Source organism: Burkholderia sp. BCC1998, from assembly GCF_905339875.1.
GTDB lineage: Bacteria > Pseudomonadota > Gammaproteobacteria > Burkholderiales > Burkholderiaceae > Burkholderia.
Map to the genome: position 1 here is coordinate 479,337 of NZ_CAJPHE010000003.1, position 20,608 is coordinate 499,944.

17 protein-coding genes are annotated in these 20,608 nt (G+C 67.1%); 15 read left to right on the plus strand and 2 right to left on the minus strand.

Annotation, left to right across the window (positions count from 1 at the left end):
• The first annotated feature begins 67 nt into the window (after positions 1-67).
• From hflX to U5A56_RS08505, 8 genes are all read left to right on the plus strand, one after another.
• Positions 68-1,243, plus strand: coding sequence for a GTPase HflX (gene hflX / locus U5A56_RS08470; protein ID WP_185500398.1), 1,176 nt, complete (start codon positions 68-70; stop codon positions 1,241-1,243).
• 47 nt (positions 1,244-1,290) lie between these two features.
• Positions 1,291-2,658 carry an FtsH protease activity modulator HflK gene (gene hflK, locus U5A56_RS08475; RefSeq protein ID WP_321809145.1) on the plus strand — a complete coding sequence of 456 codons (1,368 nt, stop codon included), beginning with the start codon at positions 1,291-1,293 and terminating at the stop codon, positions 2,656-2,658.
• Between the two features lie 15 nt (positions 2,659-2,673).
• Complete coding sequence (locus U5A56_RS08480; protein ID WP_321921841.1) at positions 2,674-3,573, plus strand: protease modulator HflC; 900 nt, start codon at positions 2,674-2,676, stop codon at positions 3,571-3,573.
• Positions 3,574-3,609: 36 nt separating this feature from the next.
• The gene (locus U5A56_RS08485; protein WP_009687995.1) at positions 3,610-3,801 is read left to right on the plus strand and encodes a DUF2065 domain-containing protein; all 192 of its coding nucleotides are present in this window, start codon (positions 3,610-3,612) and stop codon (positions 3,799-3,801) included.
• 101 nt (positions 3,802-3,902) lie between these two features.
• Complete coding sequence (locus tag U5A56_RS08490) at positions 3,903-5,051, plus strand: ATP phosphoribosyltransferase regulatory subunit (RefSeq protein ID WP_044848882.1); 1,149 nt, start codon at positions 3,903-3,905, stop codon at positions 5,049-5,051.
• A 113-nt stretch (positions 5,052-5,164) separates the two neighbouring features.
• The gene (locus tag U5A56_RS08495; RefSeq protein WP_044848883.1) at positions 5,165-6,511 is read left to right on the plus strand and encodes an adenylosuccinate synthase; all 1,347 of its coding nucleotides are present in this window, start codon (positions 5,165-5,167) and stop codon (positions 6,509-6,511) included.
• A gap of 8 nt (positions 6,512-6,519) precedes the next feature.
• Positions 6,520-7,116 (plus strand): phosphoribosyltransferase, encoded by a 597-nt coding sequence (locus U5A56_RS08500; RefSeq protein WP_044848884.1) that lies wholly within the window; start codon positions 6,520-6,522, stop codon positions 7,114-7,116.
• A gap of 272 nt (positions 7,117-7,388) precedes the next feature.
• Positions 7,389-9,302 carry a potassium transporter Kup gene (locus U5A56_RS08505; protein ID WP_321921844.1) on the plus strand — a complete coding sequence of 638 codons (1,914 nt, stop codon included), beginning with the start codon at positions 7,389-7,391 and terminating at the stop codon, positions 9,300-9,302.
• 116 nt (positions 9,303-9,418) lie between these two features.
• On the opposite strand, the gene U5A56_RS08510 is transcribed toward U5A56_RS08505, so the two are convergent.
• Positions 9,419-11,746: a Tex family protein gene (locus U5A56_RS08510; protein WP_321809142.1), complete on the minus strand. Its 2,328-nt coding sequence runs from the start codon at positions 11,744-11,746 to the stop codon at positions 9,419-9,421.
• A 158-nt stretch (positions 11,747-11,904) separates the two neighbouring features.
• Here U5A56_RS08510 and U5A56_RS08515 point away from each other — a divergent pair, with 158 nt between their 5' ends.
• From U5A56_RS08515 to U5A56_RS08525, 3 genes are all read left to right on the plus strand, one after another.
• On the plus strand, positions 11,905-12,657 hold the full coding sequence (locus tag U5A56_RS08515; RefSeq protein ID WP_044848887.1) for a hypothetical protein: 753 nt from the start codon (positions 11,905-11,907) through the stop codon (positions 12,655-12,657).
• 77 nt (positions 12,658-12,734) lie between these two features.
• Positions 12,735-12,950, plus strand: coding sequence for a YdcH family protein (locus U5A56_RS08520; protein ID WP_006755091.1), 216 nt, complete (start codon positions 12,735-12,737; stop codon positions 12,948-12,950).
• Between the two features lie 55 nt (positions 12,951-13,005).
• Positions 13,006-15,243, plus strand: a complete 2,238-nt coding sequence (locus tag U5A56_RS08525; RefSeq protein WP_321921846.1) for an ATP-dependent DNA helicase — start codon at positions 13,006-13,008, stop codon at positions 15,241-15,243.
• A gap of 81 nt (positions 15,244-15,324) precedes the next feature.
• Here U5A56_RS08525 and U5A56_RS08530 read toward each other — a convergent pair whose 3' ends face one another.
• Positions 15,325-16,149: an outer membrane protein assembly factor BamD gene (locus U5A56_RS08530; protein ID WP_044848889.1), complete on the minus strand. Its 825-nt coding sequence runs from the start codon at positions 16,147-16,149 to the stop codon at positions 15,325-15,327.
• A 41-nt stretch (positions 16,150-16,190) separates the two neighbouring features.
• Between U5A56_RS08530 and U5A56_RS08535 the strand changes: the two genes are divergently transcribed.
• The 4 genes from U5A56_RS08535 (at position 16,191) to phaC (ending at position 20,509) form a co-directional block, all read left to right on the plus strand.
• Positions 16,191-17,411, plus strand: a complete 1,221-nt coding sequence (locus U5A56_RS08535; RefSeq protein WP_124486310.1) for an RluA family pseudouridine synthase — start codon at positions 16,191-16,193, stop codon at positions 17,409-17,411.
• A 6-nt stretch (positions 17,412-17,417) separates the two neighbouring features.
• Positions 17,418-18,257 (plus strand): peptidoglycan editing factor PgeF, encoded by an 840-nt coding sequence (gene pgeF, locus U5A56_RS08540; protein WP_321921848.1) that lies wholly within the window; start codon positions 17,418-17,420, stop codon positions 18,255-18,257.
• The gene (locus tag U5A56_RS08545; RefSeq protein WP_321921849.1) at positions 18,254-18,502 is read left to right on the plus strand and encodes a hypothetical protein; all 249 of its coding nucleotides are present in this window, start codon (positions 18,254-18,256) and stop codon (positions 18,500-18,502) included. The genes pgeF and U5A56_RS08545 overlap by 4 nt, the downstream gene beginning before the upstream one ends.
• A gap of 132 nt (positions 18,503-18,634) precedes the next feature.
• Positions 18,635-20,509 (plus strand): class I poly(R)-hydroxyalkanoic acid synthase, encoded by a 1,875-nt coding sequence (gene phaC / locus U5A56_RS08550; RefSeq protein ID WP_321921850.1) that lies wholly within the window; start codon positions 18,635-18,637, stop codon positions 20,507-20,509.
• The last annotated feature ends 99 nt before the right edge of the window (positions 20,510-20,608 follow it).

A 20,608-nucleotide genomic window follows, 5' to 3' on the forward strand; every position in this document is an offset into this window, starting at 1 on the left:
CGCAGCGGCCGGCATCCGGTCGCCGCGAGCGACCGATGCCAGCCGCCTTATCTTGACACCCGATAATTTGATCAACGCAGCGCTCGTCGGCATCGACTTCGGCAAGACCGATTTCGAAGCCAGTCTCGAAGAACTCAGTCTTCTCGCCTCCAGTGCGGGGGCCCGTCCCGCCGTCACCCTCACAGGTCGTCGCGCCAGCCCCGATGCCAAGATGTTCATCGGCAGCGGCAAAGCCGAAGAATTGCGGCTTGCCTGCGACGCGCACAACGTCGAAATCGTCATCTTCAACCACGCACTGGCACCGGCCCAGCAACGCAATCTGGAGCAGGCGCTTAACAGGCGGGTGGTCGATCGCACGAGCCTCATCCTCGACATCTTCGCGCAGCGCGCCCGCAGTCACGAAGGCAAGCTGCAGGTCGAGCTCGCGCAGCTGCAATACCTGTCGACCCGGCTGATTCGCGCGTGGACCCACCTGGAGCGGCAAAAGGGCGGTATCGGCCTGCGCGGCCCCGGCGAAACCCAGCTCGAAACCGACCGCCGGCTGATCGGCGAGCGCATCAAGATGCTGAAGTCGCGGCTCGACCGGCTGCGCCGGCAGCACAGCACGCAGCGTCGCCAGCGCGCACGCAGCGGCACGATGTCGGTGTCGCTCGTCGGCTATACGAACGCGGGCAAGTCGACGCTGTTCAATGCGCTGACGAAAGCGCAGGCCTATGCGGCCGACCAGCTGTTCGCCACGCTCGATACGACGTCGCGACGCGTGTACCTCGGCGACGAGGCCGGTCAGATCGTCGTGTCCGATACGGTCGGGTTCATTCGCGAACTGCCTCACCAGCTGGTTGCCGCGTTCCGCGCGACCCTCGAGGAAACGATCCATGCGGATCTGCTGCTGCACGTGGTCGACGCATCGAGCGCGGTGCGGCTCGAACAGATCGAGCAGGTGAACGGCGTGCTGCACGAGATCGGCGCGGACACGATCCGGCAGGTGCTGGTGTTCAACAAGATCGATGCGGTGCCTGAGCTGGCGGCCCGCGGCGACGCGGTCGAGCGGGACGAGTATGGTAATATTTCGCGCGTCTTTTTGAGCGCACGCACCGGTCAGGGTCTTGACGCGTTGCGTGCCGCCATCGCCGAGATCGCCTCCGCGGAACACCTTACCGGCGCGACGTTACCCAACGTCGCGCTCGACGGCGCACCCGCTGAACCACACGAAGACCACACGATTTCCGAACACGGGCGCTAACCGGTCCCGGCCGGTTCGCCGGCGTCTAATCTGGTGAACAAACTCTGGTGAACGAATACAACGAGCGGAGTACCTGGCGGCGGATGCGCGCCTTGCTGTCGATCAACGATCCCCGCTGGGGGCGCGGCGAAGGCAAGGGCAACGACGGATCCCGTCCGCGTGTGAACGAATCGAAGCGTCCGCCCGGTGGCGACGGTGACGGTCCGCCCGATCTCGACGAGATGTGGCGCAACTTCAACCGGCGTCTGAGCGGCCTGTTCGGCGGCAAGGGCGGCAACGGCTTCCGGCCCGACAACGGCCGGGCCGCGCGTGTCGGCGTCGGCATCGTGATCGGCGTGCTGGTCGCGGTCTACGCGGGCAGCGGGCTGTTCGTCGTGCAGGAAGGCCAGACGGGCGTCGTGCTGCAGTTCGGCAAGCTGTCGGGCACGGTCGGCCAGGGCGTGCACTGGCGCGCGCCGTATCCGTTCGCGTCGCACGAGATCGTCGATACGTCGCAGGTCCGTTCGATCGAGATCGGCCGCAACAACGTCGTGCGTCTCGCGAACGTGAAGGAAGCGGCGATGCTGACGCGTGATGCCGACATCGTCGACGTGCGTTTCGTCGTCCAGTACCGGATCCGTTCGGCAACCGATTACCTGTTCCGCAGCGTCGATCCCGAGCGCAGCGTGTCGCAGGCCGCCCAGGCCGCGGTGCGCGCGATCGTCGGCACGCGCAGCGCGGCCGACATGCTGAACCAGGACCGCGACGCGCTGCGCGCGCAGCTGTCCGCCGCGATCCAGCGCGATCTCGATCGCTACCAGTCGGGGCTCGAGGTGACGGCCGTCACGATGCAGAGCGTCGCGGCGCCCGAGCAGACGCAGGCTGCGTACGCCGAAGTCGCGAAGGCGCGCGATGATCGCGAAGCCGCGAAGCGTGCCGCGCAGGCCTACGCGAACGATCTGCTGCCGAAGGCGCAGGGCGACGCCGCGAAACTTGCCGATGAAGCGAAGGCGTATGCCGATCGCGTGGTCACGCAGGCCGAAGGCGACGCCGACCGGTTCAAGCAGGTCTATGCACAGTATTCGAAGGCGCCCGCGGTGATCCGTGAGCGGATGTACCTCGAGACGATGCAGGAAATCTATTCGAACGCGACGAAGGTGTTCGTCGGCAACAAGGGCGGCAACAGCGTCGTGTACCTGCCGCTCGACAAGCTCGTCGAGCAGGGGCGACAAAACGCCGCAAATGCGACGAATGCGACGAATGCCGCGACGCCCGCCGGCGCATCCGCGCCCGACGCGATGTCGGCGCCGGCCGCCGCCGCGGCGAGCGCACCCGCGAGCGCGGCTTCGGCCGCGGCGGCGCCCGCACCGGGCAGCGACGTGCTGCGGTCGCGCGAAGCGTTCCGCAGCCGCTCGCGTGAAGACGATACGAAGTAACGGGGAGCGCAGAACATGAACCGAATCATTGCGTTCGTCGTCGCAATCGTGATCGCCGCTTTCGCGGCGTCGTCGACCGTCCTGACCGTCGATCCGCGCCATGCGGCCGTGCTGTCGGGCCGCGACGGCGCGCAACCCGAACTCGCGGGCCCCGGCATCCATTTCAAGCTGCCGCCGCCGCTGCAGACGGCGACGCTGATCGACACGCGCCTGCAATCGCTCGAGTCGTCGGATCCGCTGCAACTGGCGACCGAAGACAAGCACGACCTGCTCGTCGCGTATGCGGTCAAGTATCGGATCAGCGATCCGATGAAGTATTTCGCGGCGACGGGCGGTGACCCGGCGGCGGCCGCCGACCGCCTGGCCGGCGCGCTGAAGAGCGCACTCGGCGACGCGTTCGGCAAGCGCGCGCTCGACGACGCGCTCGGCGGGCAGCGCGAGATCGCCAATGCGGCGCGCGACGCGGTGCGCGCGACGGCATCGGGCTTCGGCGTCGACGTGGTCGACGTGCAGTTGACGCGCGTCGACTTGCCGGCTGCGCAGACGGATGCCGTCTATCAGCGGATGATTGCCGCGCTGCGCGACCAGGCTGCACAGGTGCGCGCGGATGGCGCCGCCGATGTCGAGCAGATCAAGGCCGACGCGGAACGCGAACAGCAGGCGGTGCTCGCGAATGCGTACAAGTCCGCGCAGACGATCAAGGGCGAGGGCGACGCGAAGGCCGCGTCGATCGCCGCCGATGCGTTCGGCCGCGATCCGCAGTTCTACCAGTTCTACGCGAGCCTGCAGGCTTACCGGAATACCTTCAAGCGCAACGACATCATCGTCGTCGACCCCGACAGCGAGTTTTTCCGTTTCATGCGCAGCCCGACGGGCGGTGCCGCACCGGCGGCACCCGCTCCCCGCAAACACTGACCTTGGGGCGCCGCGTCGAGCGGCGCCGTCGCTCGCATGGACCTGGCTGGCTCGTTGTTGCTCGCGGTAGCACTGATGCTGATCATCGAGGGGGCGTTCCCCTTCGTGTTTCCCGTCGCCTGGCGCGACACGTTTCGTAGAATAGCGGAGCGGCCGCCGCATCATATCCGGATCGGCGGGCTCATCGTGATGGCGCTCGGGCTCGTCCTGCTGCTGCTCGCCACCTGATCCGGACGGCGCACCCGCCGTTCGTTCCGCCCGATTGCCGATTTCCGATTCATTTCGCGGCGCGCATGTCGCGCCCTGTTTCCCGTCGTAGGACCGTACCGATGTCGACCTGGTTACTTCCCGAGAATATCGCCGACGTGCTGCCGTCGGAAGCGCGCAAGATCGAGGAGCTGCGCCGCAGGCTGCTCGACCGCTTCCGTTCGTACGGCTACGAAATGGTGATGCCGCCGTTGCTCGAATACCTCGAATCGCTGCTGACGAGCGGCGGCAACGACCTGCGCCTGCGCACCTTCAAGCTGGTCGACCAGCTGTCGGGCCGCACGCTCGGCCTGCGCGCGGACATCACGCCGCAAGTCGCGCGCATCGACGCGCACCTGCTGAACCGCCAGGGCGTGACGCGCCTCTGCTATGCCGGCCACGTGATGCATACGCGTCCGCGCGGGCTGCACGCGACGCGCGAACAGATCCAGATCGGCGCCGAAATCTACGGGCACGCCGGGCTGGAAGCCGATCTCGAGATCCAGCAGCTGATGCTCGACGCGCTACACCTCGCGGGGTTGTCGCGCATCCGCCTGGACCTGTGCCACGCGGGCGTGCTCGCGGCGCTGCTCGCGCGCGATGCGCAGGCTGCCGAGCGCGGCGAGGCGCTGTACGACGCGCTGTCGGGCAAGGACGTGCCGCTGCTGAACGAACTCACCGACGATCTCGGCGCCGACACGCGCGCGGCGCTGCGTGCGCTGCCGCATCTGTACGGCGACGCGAGCGTGCTCGACGAGGCGCGTGTGCGCCTGCCGGTGCTGCCCGAGATCACGCGTGCGCTCGACGATCTCGCGCAGCTTGCGGCGCAGGCAAGGGGCGTCGAGGTGGCGATCGATCTCGCCGACCTGCGCGGCTACGCGTACCACAGCGGCGCGATGTTTACGGCGTACATCGACGGCGTGCCGAACGCGATCGCGCGCGGCGGCCGGTACGACCACGTGGGCCAGGCCTACGGCCGCGCCCGCCCGGCGACGGGCTTCTCGCTCGACCTGCGCGAGCTCGCGCGGATTTCGCCGGTCGAGGCGCGCGGCACCGCGATTCTCGCGCCGTGGGCGCAGGACGACGCGCTGAGCGCGGCCGTGGCGGCGCTGCGCGACGCGGGCGAGGTCGTGATCCAGGCATTGCCGGGACACGACCACGTGCTCGACGAGTTCGCCTGCGACCGTTCGCTCGTCGAGCGTGACGGCGCGTGGGTGGTCGAACCCCGTTAAACAGGCGTTCGCGGGCCGTCGTTCGGCGTGCATATCGTTGAAGCGAAACGGAAAAATTCGGAATCGCCCGCGAACATAGGTAGAATACGTTTTTAACCAGCTAACGAATCAACATGTCTGCCAGCGCAGTGAACGTGACTCCCGGGCGCAATGTCGTCGTCGTGGGAACGCAATGGGGTGATGAAGGCAAGGGCAAGATCGTCGACTGGCTGACGGACCACGCTCAGGGCGTCGTGCGTTTCCAGGGCGGTCACAACGCCGGCCACACCCTCATCATCGGCGGCAAGAAAACCATCTTGCGCCTGATTCCGTCGGGCATCATGCGTGAAGGCGTCGCCTGCTACATCGGCAACGGCGTCGTCCTGTCCCCCGAGGCACTGTTCAAGGAAATCGGCGAGCTGGAAGAGGCCGGCGTGAACGTGCGCGATCGCCTGTTCATCTCCGAAGCCACGACGCTGATCCTGCCGTACCACATCGCGATCGACCAGGCGCGCGAAGCGCGCAAGGGCGCGGGCAAGATCGGTACGACCGGCCGCGGCATCGGCCCGGCGTATGAAGACAAGGTCGGCCGCCGCGCGCTGCGCGTGCAGGACCTGTTCGACGCGAAGACCTTCGCCGACCGCCTGCGCGAAAACCTCGATTTCCACAACTTCGTGCTGACCCAGTACCTGGGTGGCGCGGCCGTCGATTTCCAGGCCACGCTCGACACGATGCTCGGCTATGCCGATCGCCTGAAGCCGATGGTGGCCGACGTGTCGCGCCGCCTGTACGACGCGAACAACGCTGGTCAGAACCTGCTGTTCGAAGGCGCGCAAGGCACGCTGCTCGACATCGACCACGGCACCTATCCGTTCGTCACGTCGAGCAACTGCGTCGCGGGTGCCGCATCGGCCGGCGCCGGCGTCGGTCCGCAGAAGCTGAACTACATCCTCGGCATCACGAAGGCGTACTGCACGCGCGTCGGCTCGGGCCCGTTCCCGAGCGAACTGTACGACGCGGACAACCCGCAGCGCCAGGACCAGGTCGGCGTCACGCTCGCGAACGTCGGCAAGGAATTCGGCTCGGTCACCGGCCGTCCGCGCCGCACCGGCTGGCTCGACGCAGCGGCACTGCGCCGCTCGATCCAGATCAACGGCGTGTCGGGCCTGTGCATGACGAAGCTCGACGTGCTCGACGGCCTCGATGAAGTCAAGCTGTGCGTCGGCTACAAGATCGACGGCAAGGACGTGGACATCCTGCCGCGCGGTGCGGCCGACGTCGCGCGTTGCGAGCCCGTGTACGAAACGTTCGCCGGCTGGAAGGAAAGCACCGTCGGCATCAAGACGTGGGACGCGCTGCCGGCGAATGCGCAAGCCTACCTGACCCGCGTGCAGGAAGTGGCCGGCGTGCCGGTCGACATGGTTTCGACGGGGCCGGATCGCGACGAGACGATCCTGCTTCGCCATCCGTTCAAGGTGTAATTCTCAGCATGACGCAGCAAATCACGATGACGGCGGCAGACTTGATGACCGATCCGCGCAACGACGACAAGAACCTGTGGGTAGGCTGGGACGAATACCATCGTCTGATCGAGCTGCTCGCGCTGCAGGTGCATGAATCGGGCTGGAAATTCGACCAGATCCTGTGCCTTGCGCGCGGCGGTCTGCGCGTCGGCGACCAGCTGTCGCGCATCTACGACGTCCCGCTCGCGATCCTCGCGACGAGTTCGTACCGCGAAGCGGCCGGCACCGAGCAGGGCGAGCTCGACATCGCGCAGTACATCACGATGACGCGCGGCAGTCTCGCGGGCAACGTGCTGCTGGTCGACGATCTCGTCGATTCGGGCGTCACGCTCGCGCGCGTGCAGGAGCACCTGAAGGAGCGCTATCCGTCGGTCACGGCCGTGCGTTCGGCCGTGCTCTGGTACAAGGGCTGCTCGAAGGTCAAGCCGGACTATCACGCACAGTATCTGCCGACGAATCCGTGGATTCATCAGCCGTTCGAAGAGTGGGACACGGTTCGTCCGCACAACCTCGAGGCATGGATCAAGCGCGGTCGCGCGCAGCGCGACGGCTCGGGCGCGTAAGCGGCCGGCCGATCGAAGGAAAGCCTTGTACGGCGCCGCTTGCGGCGCCGTTTTTTATTGGCGCGCCGTGCCGGCGGGCACGGCGATCGGCGCGCGTGGTAGGCAGATGGCGCGGCCCCGGCTATGATGGCAGCCCTGCCACAGCTTGCGCAGGATTGCATGCGCAGCGTGGATCACGTGGTTTAAGGGCAACAAGGCAGGACGGTTTTTCAGGGGGGCGCGAGTAGAATAGCGCTCGTTTTGTCCGACCGGACCCGATTATTACGCTTCATATGAACGACACGATCCAGGCGACCGACGCAGCCCATGCGCATTCGACGCACCAACACTCGATGCGGGCGCTTGCGATAGCGGCCATCGGCGTCGTGTTCGGCGACATCGGCACGAGCCCGCTGTATTCGCTGAAGGAGGCGTTCAGCCCCGCACACGGCATTCCGCTCACGGAAGGCTCGATTCTCGGTGTGATCTCGCTGCTGTTCTGGGCGATCATCCTGGTGGTCGGCATCAAGTATCTGCTGTTCGTGATGCGGGCCGACAACAACGGCGAGGGTGGCGTGCTCGCGCTGATGGCACTGTCGCTGCGGCCGCTCGACTCGAAAACCCGCGTCGCGGGCGCGCTGATGGCGCTCGGGATCTTCGGCGCCTGCATGTTCTACGGCGACGCCGTGATCACGCCGGCGATTTCCGTGATGTCGGCGGTGGAAGGCCTCGAGATCGCGACGCCGCACCTGTCCCATCTCGTGATGCCGATCACGATCGTGATCCTGATCGCGCTGTTCTGGATCCAGCGTCACGGCACCGCGCTGGTCGGCAAGCTGTTCGGGCCGATCATGGTGCTGTGGTTCGTCGTGATCGCGGCACTCGGCGTGTATCACATCGTGCGCGTGCCGGGCATCATCGCGGCGATCAACCCGTATTACGCTGCGTCGTTCATGTCGGAGCACCTGCTGCAGGCCTACGTCGTGCTGGGTTCGGTCGTGCTGGTGTTGACCGGTGCGGAAGCGCTCTACGCGGACATGGGCCATTTCGGCGCGAAGCCGATCCGCCTCGCCGCGTACGGGCTCGTGATGCCGTCGCTCGTGCTGAACTATTTCGGCCAGGGCGCGCTGCTGATCCAGAATCCGAAGGCGATCGAGAACCCGTTCTTCCTGCTGGCGCCGGAGTGGGCGCTGCTGCCGCTCGTCGTGCTGTCGACGGTCGCGACCGTGATCGCTTCGCAGGCCGTGATTTCCGGCGCGTATTCGCTGACGTCGCAGGCGATCCAGCTCGGCTACGTGCCGCGCATGAAGGTGCTGCACACGTCCGAGCTGGCGATCGGCCAGATCTACGTGCCGGTCGTGAACTGGCTGCTGCTGTTCGTGATCCTCTGCATCGTGATCGGCTTCAAGAGCTCCGACAATCTCGCCGCCGCGTACGGCATCGCGGTGACGGCGACGATGGTGATCACGACCGTGCTCGCTGCCGTCGTGATGGTGAAGGTGTGGAACTGGAACCGGCTGCTCGTCGGCGGGATCATCGCCGTGTTCCTCGCGGTCGACCTGGGCTTTTTCGGCGCGAACCTGCTGAAGGTCGCGCAGGGCGGCTGGCTGCCGCTCGGCATCGGCGCGCTGCTGTTCTTCCTGCTGATGACCTGGTACAAGGGCCGCCATATCGTCAAGGAGCGCACGGCCGCCGACGGTATCCCGCTCGAGCCGTTCCTGCAGGGGCTGCTCGCGCATCCGCCTCACCGCGTGTCGGGTACCGCGATCTACCTGACCGGCAACGACAAGCTCGTGCCCGTCAGCCTGCTGCACAACCTGAAGCACAACAAGGTGCTGCACGAGCGGACCATTTTCCTGACGTTCGTCACACGCGACATTCCGTACGTGCGCGACGACAAGCGCCTGAGCTCGCGCGACGCGGGCGGCGGCCTGTACATCGTCAAGGCCCAGTACGGCTTCAACGAGACGCCGGACGTGAAGGCCGTGCTCGAGGAATTCGGCCGCACGCACGACATGACGTTCGAGCTGATGGACACGTCGTTCTTCCTCGCGCGCGAAACGGTCGTGCCGACGCATCTGCCCGGCATGTCGATCTGGCGCGAACGCGTGTTCGCATGGATGCACCAGAACGCGGCGAAGCCGACCGACTTCTTCTCGATCCCGGCGAACCGCGTCGTCGAGCTCGGTACCAAGATCGAGATCTGACCGGTGCGCGCAGTGGCCGCGCATGCAGCCCATGCCGATCTGGCTGCGCGCTCGCTGAAGCAATAAAAAACCCGCCTTTCGGCGGGTTTTTTTATACGTCAACAGCCTTCGCGTGCTCAGCGCTTCAGCTTCGCGAACGCCGCGGCCATCGCGCCGGCCGGTTCCGGTTCGCGCGAACGCTGCGGACGGGCGCTGCCGCCGCGGCCGGCGTTGCCGCGATCCTGGCCGCCGCGCGGCGCCATGCCGGGCGCGGCCGCTTCGTCGTCGAGGCGCATCGTCAGCGCAATGCGCTGACGCTTCACGTCGACGTCGAGCACCTTGACCTTGACGACCTGGCCGGCCTTCACGACTTCGTGCGGATCCTTGATGAACTTCGTCGACATCGCGGACACATGGACGAGGCCGTCCTGATGCACGCCGACATCCACGAACGCGCCGAATGCCGCGACGTTCGTCACGACCCCTTCGAGCAGCATGCCGGGCATCAGGTCGGAGACCTTCTCGACGCCGTCGCGGAACGTTGCCGTCTTGAATTCGGGACGCGGGTCACGACCCGGTTTTTCGAGTTCGGACAGGATGTCGCGCACGGTCGGCAGGCCGAAACGTTCGTCAACAAATTCGGCCGGCGACAGGCCGGCCAGCGCGTCGCGGCTGCCGAGCACGTCGTCGATCCGCTTGCTGATCTTCGCGAGGATGCGTTCGACGACCGGGTAGGCCTCCGGGTGGACCGACGAGCGATCGAGCGGATTCTCGCCGCCGTTGATGCGCAGGAAGCCGGCTGCCTGTTCGAAGGTCTTGTCGCCGAGGCGCGGCACCTTGCGCAGGTGGTCGCGCGACGGGAACGGCCCGTTCGCGTCGCGATAGTCGACGATGTTGCGTGCGAGCGTGGCGTTCAGGCCCGAGACGCGCGCGAGCAGCGCGACCGACGCGGTGTTCGCGTCGACGCCGACCGCGTTCACGCAATCCTCGACCACCGCGTCGAGCGAGCGGGCGAGTTCGCGCTGGTTCACGTCGTGCTGGTACTGACCGACGCCGATCGCTTTCGGCTCGATCTTCACGAGCTCGGCGAGCGGGTCCTGCAGGCGGCGGGCGATCGACACGGCGCCGCGCAGCGACACGTCGAGTTCCGGGAATTCCTTCGCGGCCAGCTCGGACGCCGAGTAGACCGACGCGCCGGCCTCCGACACGACGATCTTCTGCAGCCGCAGTTCGGGATGCTTCGAGATCAGCTCGCTCGCGAGCTTGTCGGTTTCGCGCGATGCGGTGCCGTTGCCGATGCTGATCAGCTCGGCCTGCGTCTGCGCGGCGATGCGCGCGAGCTTCGCGAGCGAGCCGTCCCAGTCGCGGCGCGGCTCGTGCGGGTAGATCGTATCGGTCGCGAGCAGCTTGCCGGTGCGATCGACCACGGCGACCTTCACGCCCGTGCGCAGGCCGGGGTCGAGACCGATCACGGCCTTCGGGCCGGCCGGCGCGGCCAGCAGCAGGTCCTTCAGGTTGCGGGCGAACACGCGGATCGCTTCGGCTTCCGCCGTTTCGCGCAGTTGCGTGAGCAGTTCGTTCTCGATGTGCGGCTGCACCTTCACGCGCCAGCACCAGCGGCACACGTCGGACAGCCACTTGTCGGCCGGGCGGCCCTGGTTCGCGATCCCGAAATGGCGCGCGATCATCGCTTCGCCGGGATGCGGGACCTGCGCGTCGAGTTCCTCGCCGAGGCCGAGCTTGACGGTCAGCACGCCGGCGTTGCGGCCGCGGAACAGCGCGAGCGCGCGGTGCGACGGCACGGTCCGGATCGTTTCCGCGTAGTCGTAGTAGTCGCGGAACTTCTCGCCTTCCTCGTTTTCCTTGCCTTCGACGACCGCCGACGACACGACGCCCTGGCTGTGCAGGTAGTCGCGCAGCTTGCCGAGCAGTTCGGCGGTTTCGCCGAATTGTTCCGACAGGATGTCGCGCGCGCCGTCGAGCGCGGCCTTCACGTCGGCGACGCCCTTGTCGGCATCGACGTAGGCGGCGGCTTCCGTCTGCGGGTCGAGCAGCGGATTCGCGAGCAGTGCCTGCGCGAGCGGCTCGAGGCCGGCTTCGCGGGCGATCTGCGCGCGCGTGCGGCGCTTCGGCTTGTACGGCAGATAAAGGTCTTCGAGCACCTGCTTGCTGTCGGCCGCGTCGATCGCGGCGCGCAGTTCGTCGGTCAGCTTGCCCTGTTCGTCGATGCTCGACAGGATCGCCGCGCGGCGATCCTCGAGCTCGCGCAGATACAGGAGGCGTTCCTCGAGCTGGCGCAGCTGCGTGTCGTCCAGGTTGCCGGTCACTTCCTTGCGGTACCGGGCAATGAACGGAACGGTCGAGCCTTCGTCGAGGAGTTGCACTGCCGCCGCGACCTGGCGCGGCTGGACGGACAGTTCGGTGGCGATGCGCTGTACGATCTTGAGTGCTACGGTTTCCGTCATGTCGTGGATGATCTGCCTGCTGAAATCGCGGCGCGGGCCGGCAGACCGCGCGGCGGGCTGCGAGACGGGCCCGCCGGACCAGATGCCGCGGGTGAGTGAAGCGGGGCATTTTGCCATAAATGGCGGAGCGTCCAGCCGGGGGTGATAGAATTTGACACATGTCCCGCAGCTTTCCTACGACGTTGCCAACTTCCCGCATTTCTCTCGTCGCGCTCGGCGCAGCGCTTGCCGCGGCTTTGTCCGCCGGGTCCACCGTCGCGTACGCACAGGCATCGGGCGCAACCGCGCCGGACGCCGCTGTCGCTGCGCCCGTTGCAGCCTCCGCCACGCAGGATTTCGACGCCCGTCAAAAAGTGCTCAATCAACGTTCCGCGGAAAACGATTATCGTTATGCCGTGGCGGAGCACGATTGCTACAGCAAGTTCTTCGTCAATCACTGTCTCGGCGTGGCGCGCGACCGGATGCGCGAGGAGCGGGCGAGCATCCGTCAGGAGCAGCTCGCGCTCGACGACGAGCAGCGCGCGGTGCGGGCGCAGCAACGCGACCAGCAGCAGGCGTTGAAGCAGGCGCAGAATGCGGCGGAAGCGCCGCAGCGCGCGGCGAACGATGCGGCGAACGCGGCTGCGTTCCGCGACAAGCAGGAGCAGAATGCATTGAAGCGGGCGCAGCGTGGCGCGGAAGGGCCGCAGCGCGCCGCGAACAAGCAGGCATACGACCAGAAGCAGGCGGATTTTCAGCACAAGCTCGACCAGGCGCGCCAGCAGGGCGCGCAGAAGGCGCAGGAGCGGGCGGACAACGCCGCGCGCTACGAGCAGAAGCAGAAGGAAGCCGCCCAGCACAAGGCCGATGTCGAACGGCGTCAGCAGGAAGCGGCCGACAAGGCCAAGCAGCAGCAACAGCAGGGGCAGTAACGTGTTGGATTGATCCGGAGTCAGTCTCGTGCGTGCCGGCACGCCAGTCGGCGCGCTGCTTCGATGAGGAGGCGCATATGCAAAACCGTCCCACGGAACAGCAGCAGGAATTGCACAACCGTTTGGCAGCATTGCAGGAGCAGCACCAGCAGCTCGCTCGGGAGATCGAGCTGAAGGAAGGACACTCCGACATCGACGACATCACGCTGCACCGGCTGAAGAAGGAAAAGCTGGCGGCCAAGGACAAAATCATTTTGCTGCAATCGCAGCTGGAACCGGATAAGCGCGCCTGAGCGCGGCCTGGCAAGCGCCGGCGCCGCCTGGGCGCTGGACACAGGAACGCTTGCCTTGAATTCACCGCTTGAAGCCAACCCCGATGCCCGGCGTGACGCGTCGTCCGCCGGGCGCGTTCGTGCGCCCGAAGGCACCTTCGAGCTGAGCCGCAAGCGCGTCGACGAACTCGACACGATTTTCGGCGAAGGCGGACTGCTTGCGCGCGCGCTGGACGGCTATCACCCGCGCCAGTCGCAGATCGAGATGGCGCGCGCGGTCGCGTCCGCGATGGAGGCGTCCGCGCGCCGGATGCCCGAGCCCGAAATCTTCGAGACCCGCAAGCGGCCGGCGCGCCGCCTCGGCGAAGGCGACCCGGCGGCCGAGTCCGCCGCGGACGGCGCAGCCGCCGACACCGACGCCGGCGACAACACGCTGATCGTCGAGGCCGGCACCGGTACCGGCAAGACCTATGCATACCTGGTGCCCGCGATGCTGTGGGGCGGCAAGGTGATCGTGTCGACCGGCACGAAGCACCTGCAGGACCAGCTGTTCCAGCGCGACATCCCGACGGTGCGCAACGCGCTCGCGGTGCCGGTGACGGTCGCGATGCTCAAGGGCCGCTCGAACTATCTGTGCCATTACTACCTGCAGCGCACGGCCGACAACGGCCGCCTGCCGTCGCGGCAGGACACCGCGTACCTGCAGGAAATCGTCCGGTTCGCGAAGATCACGAAGAGCGGCGACAAGGCCGAGCTCGCGAGCGTGCCGGAGACGGCGCCCGTGTGGTCGATGGTCACGTCGACGCGCGACAACTGCCTCGGCCAGGAGTGCCCGCATTACAAGGAATGTTTCGTGATGCAGGCGCGGCGCGAGGCGCAGCAGGCCGACGTCGTCGTCGTCAACCATCACCTGTTCTTCGCGGACATCATGCTGCGCGACACCGGGATGGCCGAACTGCTGCCGAACGCGAACACGGTGATCTTCGACGAAGCGCACCAGCTGCCGGAAACGGCCACGCTGTTCTTCGGCGAGACGCTGTCGACCACGCAAATCCTCGAACTCGCGCGCGACACGGTCGCCGAGGGCCTGAGCCATGCGCGCGATGCGGTCGAGTGGGTGAAGCTCGGCGGCGATCTCGAACGTGCGGCGCGCGACCTGCGCCTCGCGTTCGCGAACGACCAGATCGTGCGCATGTCGCTCGCGCAACTGGGTGACGATCATCCGATGTTCGGCGCGCTCGATGCGCTCGAAGTGGCGCTCGATGCGCTTGCCTCGGCGCTCGCGAGCCAGGCCGAACGGGCGGAATCGCTCGGCGCGTGCCTGCGGCGCGCCCGCGAGCTGCAGGACCTGCTCGCGGGTTGGGTCGCGCCCGGTGCGGCGGAAGCGGCCGCGAAGGCCGACGCCGCCGCAGCAGGCGACAAGGCGGGCGCCGACGACCCGAACGAGAAGGTGCGCTGGGTCGAGGTGTTCGCACATACCGTCCAGCTGCACGAAACGCCGCTGTCGGTCGCGCCGATTTTCGCGAAGCAGCGCGCCGGCGTGCCGCGCGCGTGGGTCTTTACGTCGGCGACGTTGTCGGTGCGCGGCGACTTCACGCACTACGCGGCCCAGATGGGGCTCAGCTCGCGGCGCTCGATGACGCTCGCGAGCCCGTTCGATTATCAGACGCAGGGCCTGCTGTACGTGCCGCGCAACCTGCCGCAGCCGTCGTCGCCGGCGTTTACCGACGCCGTGTTCGATGCCGCGCTGCCGGCGATCGAGGCGTCGGGCGGCGGCGTCTTCATGCTGTGCACGACGCTGCGCGCGGTCGACCGGATCGCGTCGAAGCTGCGCGACGTGATCGAGTCGCGCGGCTGGAACATGCCGCTGCTGGTGCAGGGCGACGCCAGCCGCACCGAGCTGCTCGACCGCTTCCGTTCGTACGGCAATGCGATCCTCGTCGGCAGCCAGAGCTTCTGGGAAGGCGTGGACGTGCGCGGCGACGCGCTGTCGCTCGTCGTGATCGACAAGCTGCCGTTCGCGCCGCCCGACGATCCGGTGCTGGCCGCGCGGCTCGACGCGCTGACCAAGAAGGGCTTGAGCCCGTTCGCGGTTCACCAGCTGCCGCAGGCCGTGATCACGCTGAAGCAGGGTGCGGGCCGCCTGATTCGCGCGGAGACCGATCGCGGCGTGCTGATGATCTGCGACACGCGGCTCGTCGACAAGCCTTACGGCCGCCGGATCTGGCAGAGCCTGCCGCCGTTCAAGCGCACCCGCGAGATCGCGGTCGTGCAGGACTTTTTCGACGAGCACCGCGCGGAAAAACGCGCATGACCGCACCGCCGCCTGCTACGGGCGGCACCAATAAAAAACCCGGCTCGATGGCCGGGTTTTTTATTGGTGCACGGGCGTCGCTCAGAACTGCCACCACGACTTCTTCGTGCCGGGGCGCGAGTGGCCGGTGATGTACGGGCTGTCCGGGAAAGTCCCCGCGAGCACGCGCTTCGTGTCTTCCGCGAGCTCCGGCTGGTTCAGCTTGCCGTACGACAGGATCATGATGTGCAGCGCGTCCTCGATCGCCGGCGCGCCCTTGTAGTCCTTGATCGCGAGCTGCGCGCGGTTGATCGCCGCGACATAGGCGCCGCGCCGATAGTAGTAGTCGGCCGCGTGCACTTCGTGCGACGCGAGCGCGTTGACGATGTAGCGCATCCGGGCGGCGGCGTCCGGCGCGTACTTGCTCTTCGGGTAGCGGTCGACGACGACCTTGAACGCGTCGTACGATTCGCGCAGTGCCTGCGGATCGCGCTCGCTCATGTCCTGGCCGGAGAAGCGGCCGAACAGGCCGAGATCGTCGTTGAAGTGGATCATCCCCTTCAGGTAGTACGCGTAGGGGATATCCGGGTGATCCGGGTGCAGCTGGATGAAGCGGTCGACGGCCTGGTCGGCGGCTGCCGCTTCGTTGTCCTTCCAGTTGCAGTACGCGACGTTGATCTGCGCCTGTTGCGCGAAATGGCCGAACGGATCGCGGCCTTGCAGCGATTCGAAATATTTCGCGCACTTGCCCCAGTCGCCGCCGGACAGTGCGTCCTGGGCCTCTGAGTATAATTTGTTGTTCGACCAGGTAGCCGTCTCGTCCTGCTTCTGCGGCAAGCCGTGGCAGCCGGCGATGAGGGCCGCGGCCGCTACCACCGCAGCTCGGGCGGCGACGGTTTTGGCCGTACGTTTGGTCGAATTCATCATGCTCGCATGTCCTAGCTTCAAGTCTCGGTGACCCAGTCTAAATGACCCGTTCAAGTTCGCAGAATGCCCCGCGGGGCAAGTCAAATCGCGAAGATTATAGCCCAAGCGATCGGCCCGCCGACGCTGCCTCGGGGGATTCCCCCGATGACGATCTGGCTGCAGGCGCGATGCAGCCGCCTGTGGTGCCGTCCGCGGCGGCCGACGAGGCGCCGCGCGTCGTCGAAGTGCCGCTGTCGCTGGCGGGTGAACGCCTCGACAAGGCGCTCGCCCAGCTGTTCCCCGAATTCTCCCGCAGCCGCCTGCAGAGCTGGATCGAGGCGCAACGCGTGCTGGTCGACGGCGCGCCGGCGAAGATCCGCCAGCCGGTGCCGCTCGGCGCCAGGATCGAGCTCGTGCCCGACCTGCTGCCGGAGCAGCTGGCGTTCACGCCGGAGCCGGTGCCGCTCGACGTGATCTACGAGGACGACGCGCTCGTCGTCATCAACAAGCCGGCGGGCCTCGTCGTCCACCCGGCTGCCGGCAACTGGAGCGGCACGATCCTCAACGGCCTGCTGCACCGCTACGGCGACGCGGCGGCCGGCCTGCCGCGCGCGGGCATCGTGCACCGGCTCGACAAGGAGACGTCCGGCCTGATGGTGGTTGCACGCACACTCGCCGCGCAGACCGACCTCGTGCGCCAGCTGCAGGCGCGTACGGTGAAGCGCCGCTATTTCGCGCTCGTGTGGGGCACGATGCCCGAGGACGGCACGATCGACGCGCCGATCGGCCGCGATCCGCGCGAGCGCACGCGCATGGCCGTCGTTACCGGCGCGTCGGGCAAGCCCGCGCGCACGCATTTCCGCACGGTTGACACATGCATGTGGCAACGTCAGCCGGTGTCCGCGATCCAGTGCGACCTCGAAACCGGCCGCACGCATCAGATCCGCGTGCACTGCTCGCATGTCGGGCATCCGCTGCTCGGCGATCCGGTGTACGGGCGCGCGCGCGGCAAGCGCTCGGTCGCGCCGCTGCCGGACGGGTTCGCGCGGCAGGCGCTGCATGCATGGCGGCTCGGCCTCGTGCATCCGGTCACGGGCAAGACGATGCAGTGGCGTTGTCCGTTGCCGGACGACATGAACGCGCTCGTCGCGGCGCTGGGCTTCGGGCAGGGCGACGAGGAATTCGACGATGAAGACGGTGTCTACGACGATGACGATTTCGCCGGCGATTATCGGGATCACGACGAGGATCACGACGACGATTACGACGATGAGGAGGAGTGAGTGCCGATGACGAATCTGGCGCCGTTGACGTGGCAGGACTGCGTGCAGCCCGACTGGCAGGTCGCGCCGCGCGTGCGTGCGCTGATCACGACGCGCGACGGCGGCGTGAGCGAAGGCCCGTACGGGCGCTGGCAGGACGGCGCCGCGTTGCCGGGCGGGATGAACCTCGGCCTGCATACCGGTGACGATCCGGCCCATGTCGCGGCGAATCGCGCGCGCCTGCTCGCGCTGGCGGGGCAGGCGCGCGCGGCATGGCTCGAGCAGGTTCACGGCGCGCAGGTCGTGCGTGCGGACGAGGTGATCGAGGCCGTGCCGGCTGCCTCGGCGCCCGTGCAGGCCGACGCGAGCGTGACCGACCGCACGGGGGCGGTCTGCGTCGTGATGGTCGCGGATTGCCTGCCGGTGCTGCTGTGCGATGCGCAGGGCCGGGCGGTGGGCGCCGCGCACGCAGGCTGGCGCGGGCTCGCGGCCGGCATCGTCGAGCAGACCGCGGCGCGCGTCGCGGCGCTCGCCGGCGGCGCGACGGATGCGCTGCATGCGTACCTCGGGCCCGCGATCGGCCCGCAGGCGTTCGAAGTCGGCGCCGACGTGCGCGAGGCGTTTCTCGACACCGCTCCGCAGTCGGAGCATGATGAGACGCGGCGAGCGTTCGTCGCGATCGACGGCGCGCCCGGCAAGTACCTCGCCGATCTCCATGCGCTCGCGCGCCTGCGTCTCGCGCGCGCAGGCGTGGCGCACGTGAGCGGCCGGCGCGCGTGCACGGTCACTGAACCCGCGCGCTTCTATTCGTACCGGCGCGATCGCGTGACGGGCCGCATGGCGGCGGCGATCTGGCTGGCCGATTGACGATTGACCGCGGCCCGCCGCGCGTGCTTGCGTGCGCGGTTTGCTGCGTTGCAAAATCGGGTTATCTTGATATTGGCGCGGCAATGCAGCGTTGCATGGACAACCGAATGAATAATCGCGAAGTCAAGTCAATCAAAATGTTTTATGTTTCGCCGGAAGCCTTGTCCCGCCTGTTGCGCGCGGATTATCTTCGAGCAGAAATGTTCAGCGGTTTGATGCAGCGCTTCACATGGGGAAAACGATAATGATAAAAATACCGCACTGCGGCAGAATCTGGAGACGCCTCTCCAGAGCATGACGGCCCGGCTCGCAACCGGCACGCCGCGCGCGAGCAGGATTTCACGATTGACGCTCACGAATCACCGGTAAGGCAGGTAATGACAGCATCGAAAAATTCGTCGACGTCCGCTCAGGCGGGCACTTCCACGGGCAGCACCGGATTCGGCCAGGCTGCCCAGCCGATGCAGCAGATGTTCGAGGCATGGCTGAACGCGTGGCGCGGTTTCGCCGATCCTGCGCGCGCCGCAACGGCGTCGACCAGCGCGAATCCATTCGCCGCATTCCAGTTCCCGACATCGGTGCCGTTCCAGATGCCGTCGATGCCCGATCTGGGCGCCTTCGGCGGCCTGGCGTCGCCGTTCGCGGGGCTGAAGCTGCCGGTAGCTGCGATCCCGCCCGAGCGGCTCCAGAAGTTGCAGGCCGACTATGCGCGCGACTGCATGACGCTGATGCAGCAGGCCGCCGCCGCGAAGCTCGAGTCGCCTGAACTGAAGGACCGCCGCTTCAGCGGGGATGCCTGGAAGGCGTCGCCCGCGCATGCATTCGCGGCCGCGTGGTACCTGCTCAACGCGCGCTACCTGCAGGAGCTGGCCGACGCGCTCGAGACCGACCCGAAGACGCGCGAACGCATCCGTTTCTCCGTTCAGCAATGGACGGCCGCCGCGGCGCCGAGCAACTTCCTCGCGCTCAATCCCGATGCACAGAAATCGATCCTCGAGACGCAGGGCGAAAGCCTGCGACAGGGGATGATGAACCTGCTCGGCGACCTGCAGCGCGGCAAAATTTCGCAGACCGACGAATCGCAGTTCGTGGTGGGCAAGAACCTCGGGTGTACCGAAGGCGCGGTCGTCTACGAGAACGACCTGATCCAGCTGATCCAGTACGCGCCGAAGACGGACAAGGTGTGCGAACGGCCGCTCCTGATCGTGCCGCCGTGCATCAACAAGTTCTACATCCTCGACCTGCAGCCCGAGAATTCGCTCGTCGCGCATGCGCTGTCGAGCGGTCATCAGGTGTTCCTCGTGTCGTGGCGCAACGCCGATGCGTCGGTCGCGCACAAGACGTGGGACGACTACATGAACGAAGGGCTGCTCGCGGCGATCGACGCCGTGCAGCAGGTCAGCGGCCGCGAGCAGATCAACACGCTCGGCTTCTGCGTCGGCGGCACGATGCTCGCGACCGCGCTGTCGGTGCTCGCCGCGCGCGGCGAACATCCGGCCGCGTCGATGACGCTGCTGACCGCGATGCTCGACTTCACCGACACCGGCATCCTCGACGTGTTCGTCGACGAGGCGCACGTGCAGATGCGCGAGCAGACCATCGGCGGCAAGAACGGCGCCGCGCCGGGGCTGATGCGTGGCGTCGAGTTCGCGAACACGTTCTCGTTCCTGCGGCCGAACGACCTCGTGTGGAACTACGTCGTCGACAACTACCTGAAGGGCCGCACGCCCGCCGCGTTCGACCTGCTGTACTGGAACAGCGACTCGACGAGCCTGCCGGGGCCGATGTACGCGTGGTACCTGCGCAATACCTATCTCGAGAACAAGCTCCGCGTGCCGGGTGCGCTGACGGTGTGCGGCGAATCCGTCGACCTGTCGCGCATCGACGTGCCGACCTTCATCTACGGGTCGCGCGAGGATCACATCGTGCCGTGGCAGACGGCCTACGCATCGACGTCGATCCTGACGGGCCCGCTGAAGTTTGTGCTCGGCGCGTCGGGTCACATCGCGGGCGTGATCAATCCGCCGGCGAAGAAGAAGCGCAGCTACTGGGTCAACGACAGCGACCTGCCCGCATCGGCGGACGACTGGTTTGCCGGTGCGACCGAGCAGCCCGGCAGCTGGTGGACGACCTGGGTCGAGTGGCTCGACCAGTACGGCGGCCGCAAGGTCGCGCCGCCCGCCAAGCCCGGGAGCGAGCAGTTCCCGGTGATCGAGCCGGCGCCGGGTCGCTACGTATTGCAGCGCGATTGACGAAAACCGGACAGCGGCGCACGCTGTCCGATGCACCGCAGTTTTTTTAACAGGGCCGGTAGCGATGCGCCGTGTCGTGCGGGCCCGGAGGAAACGGAA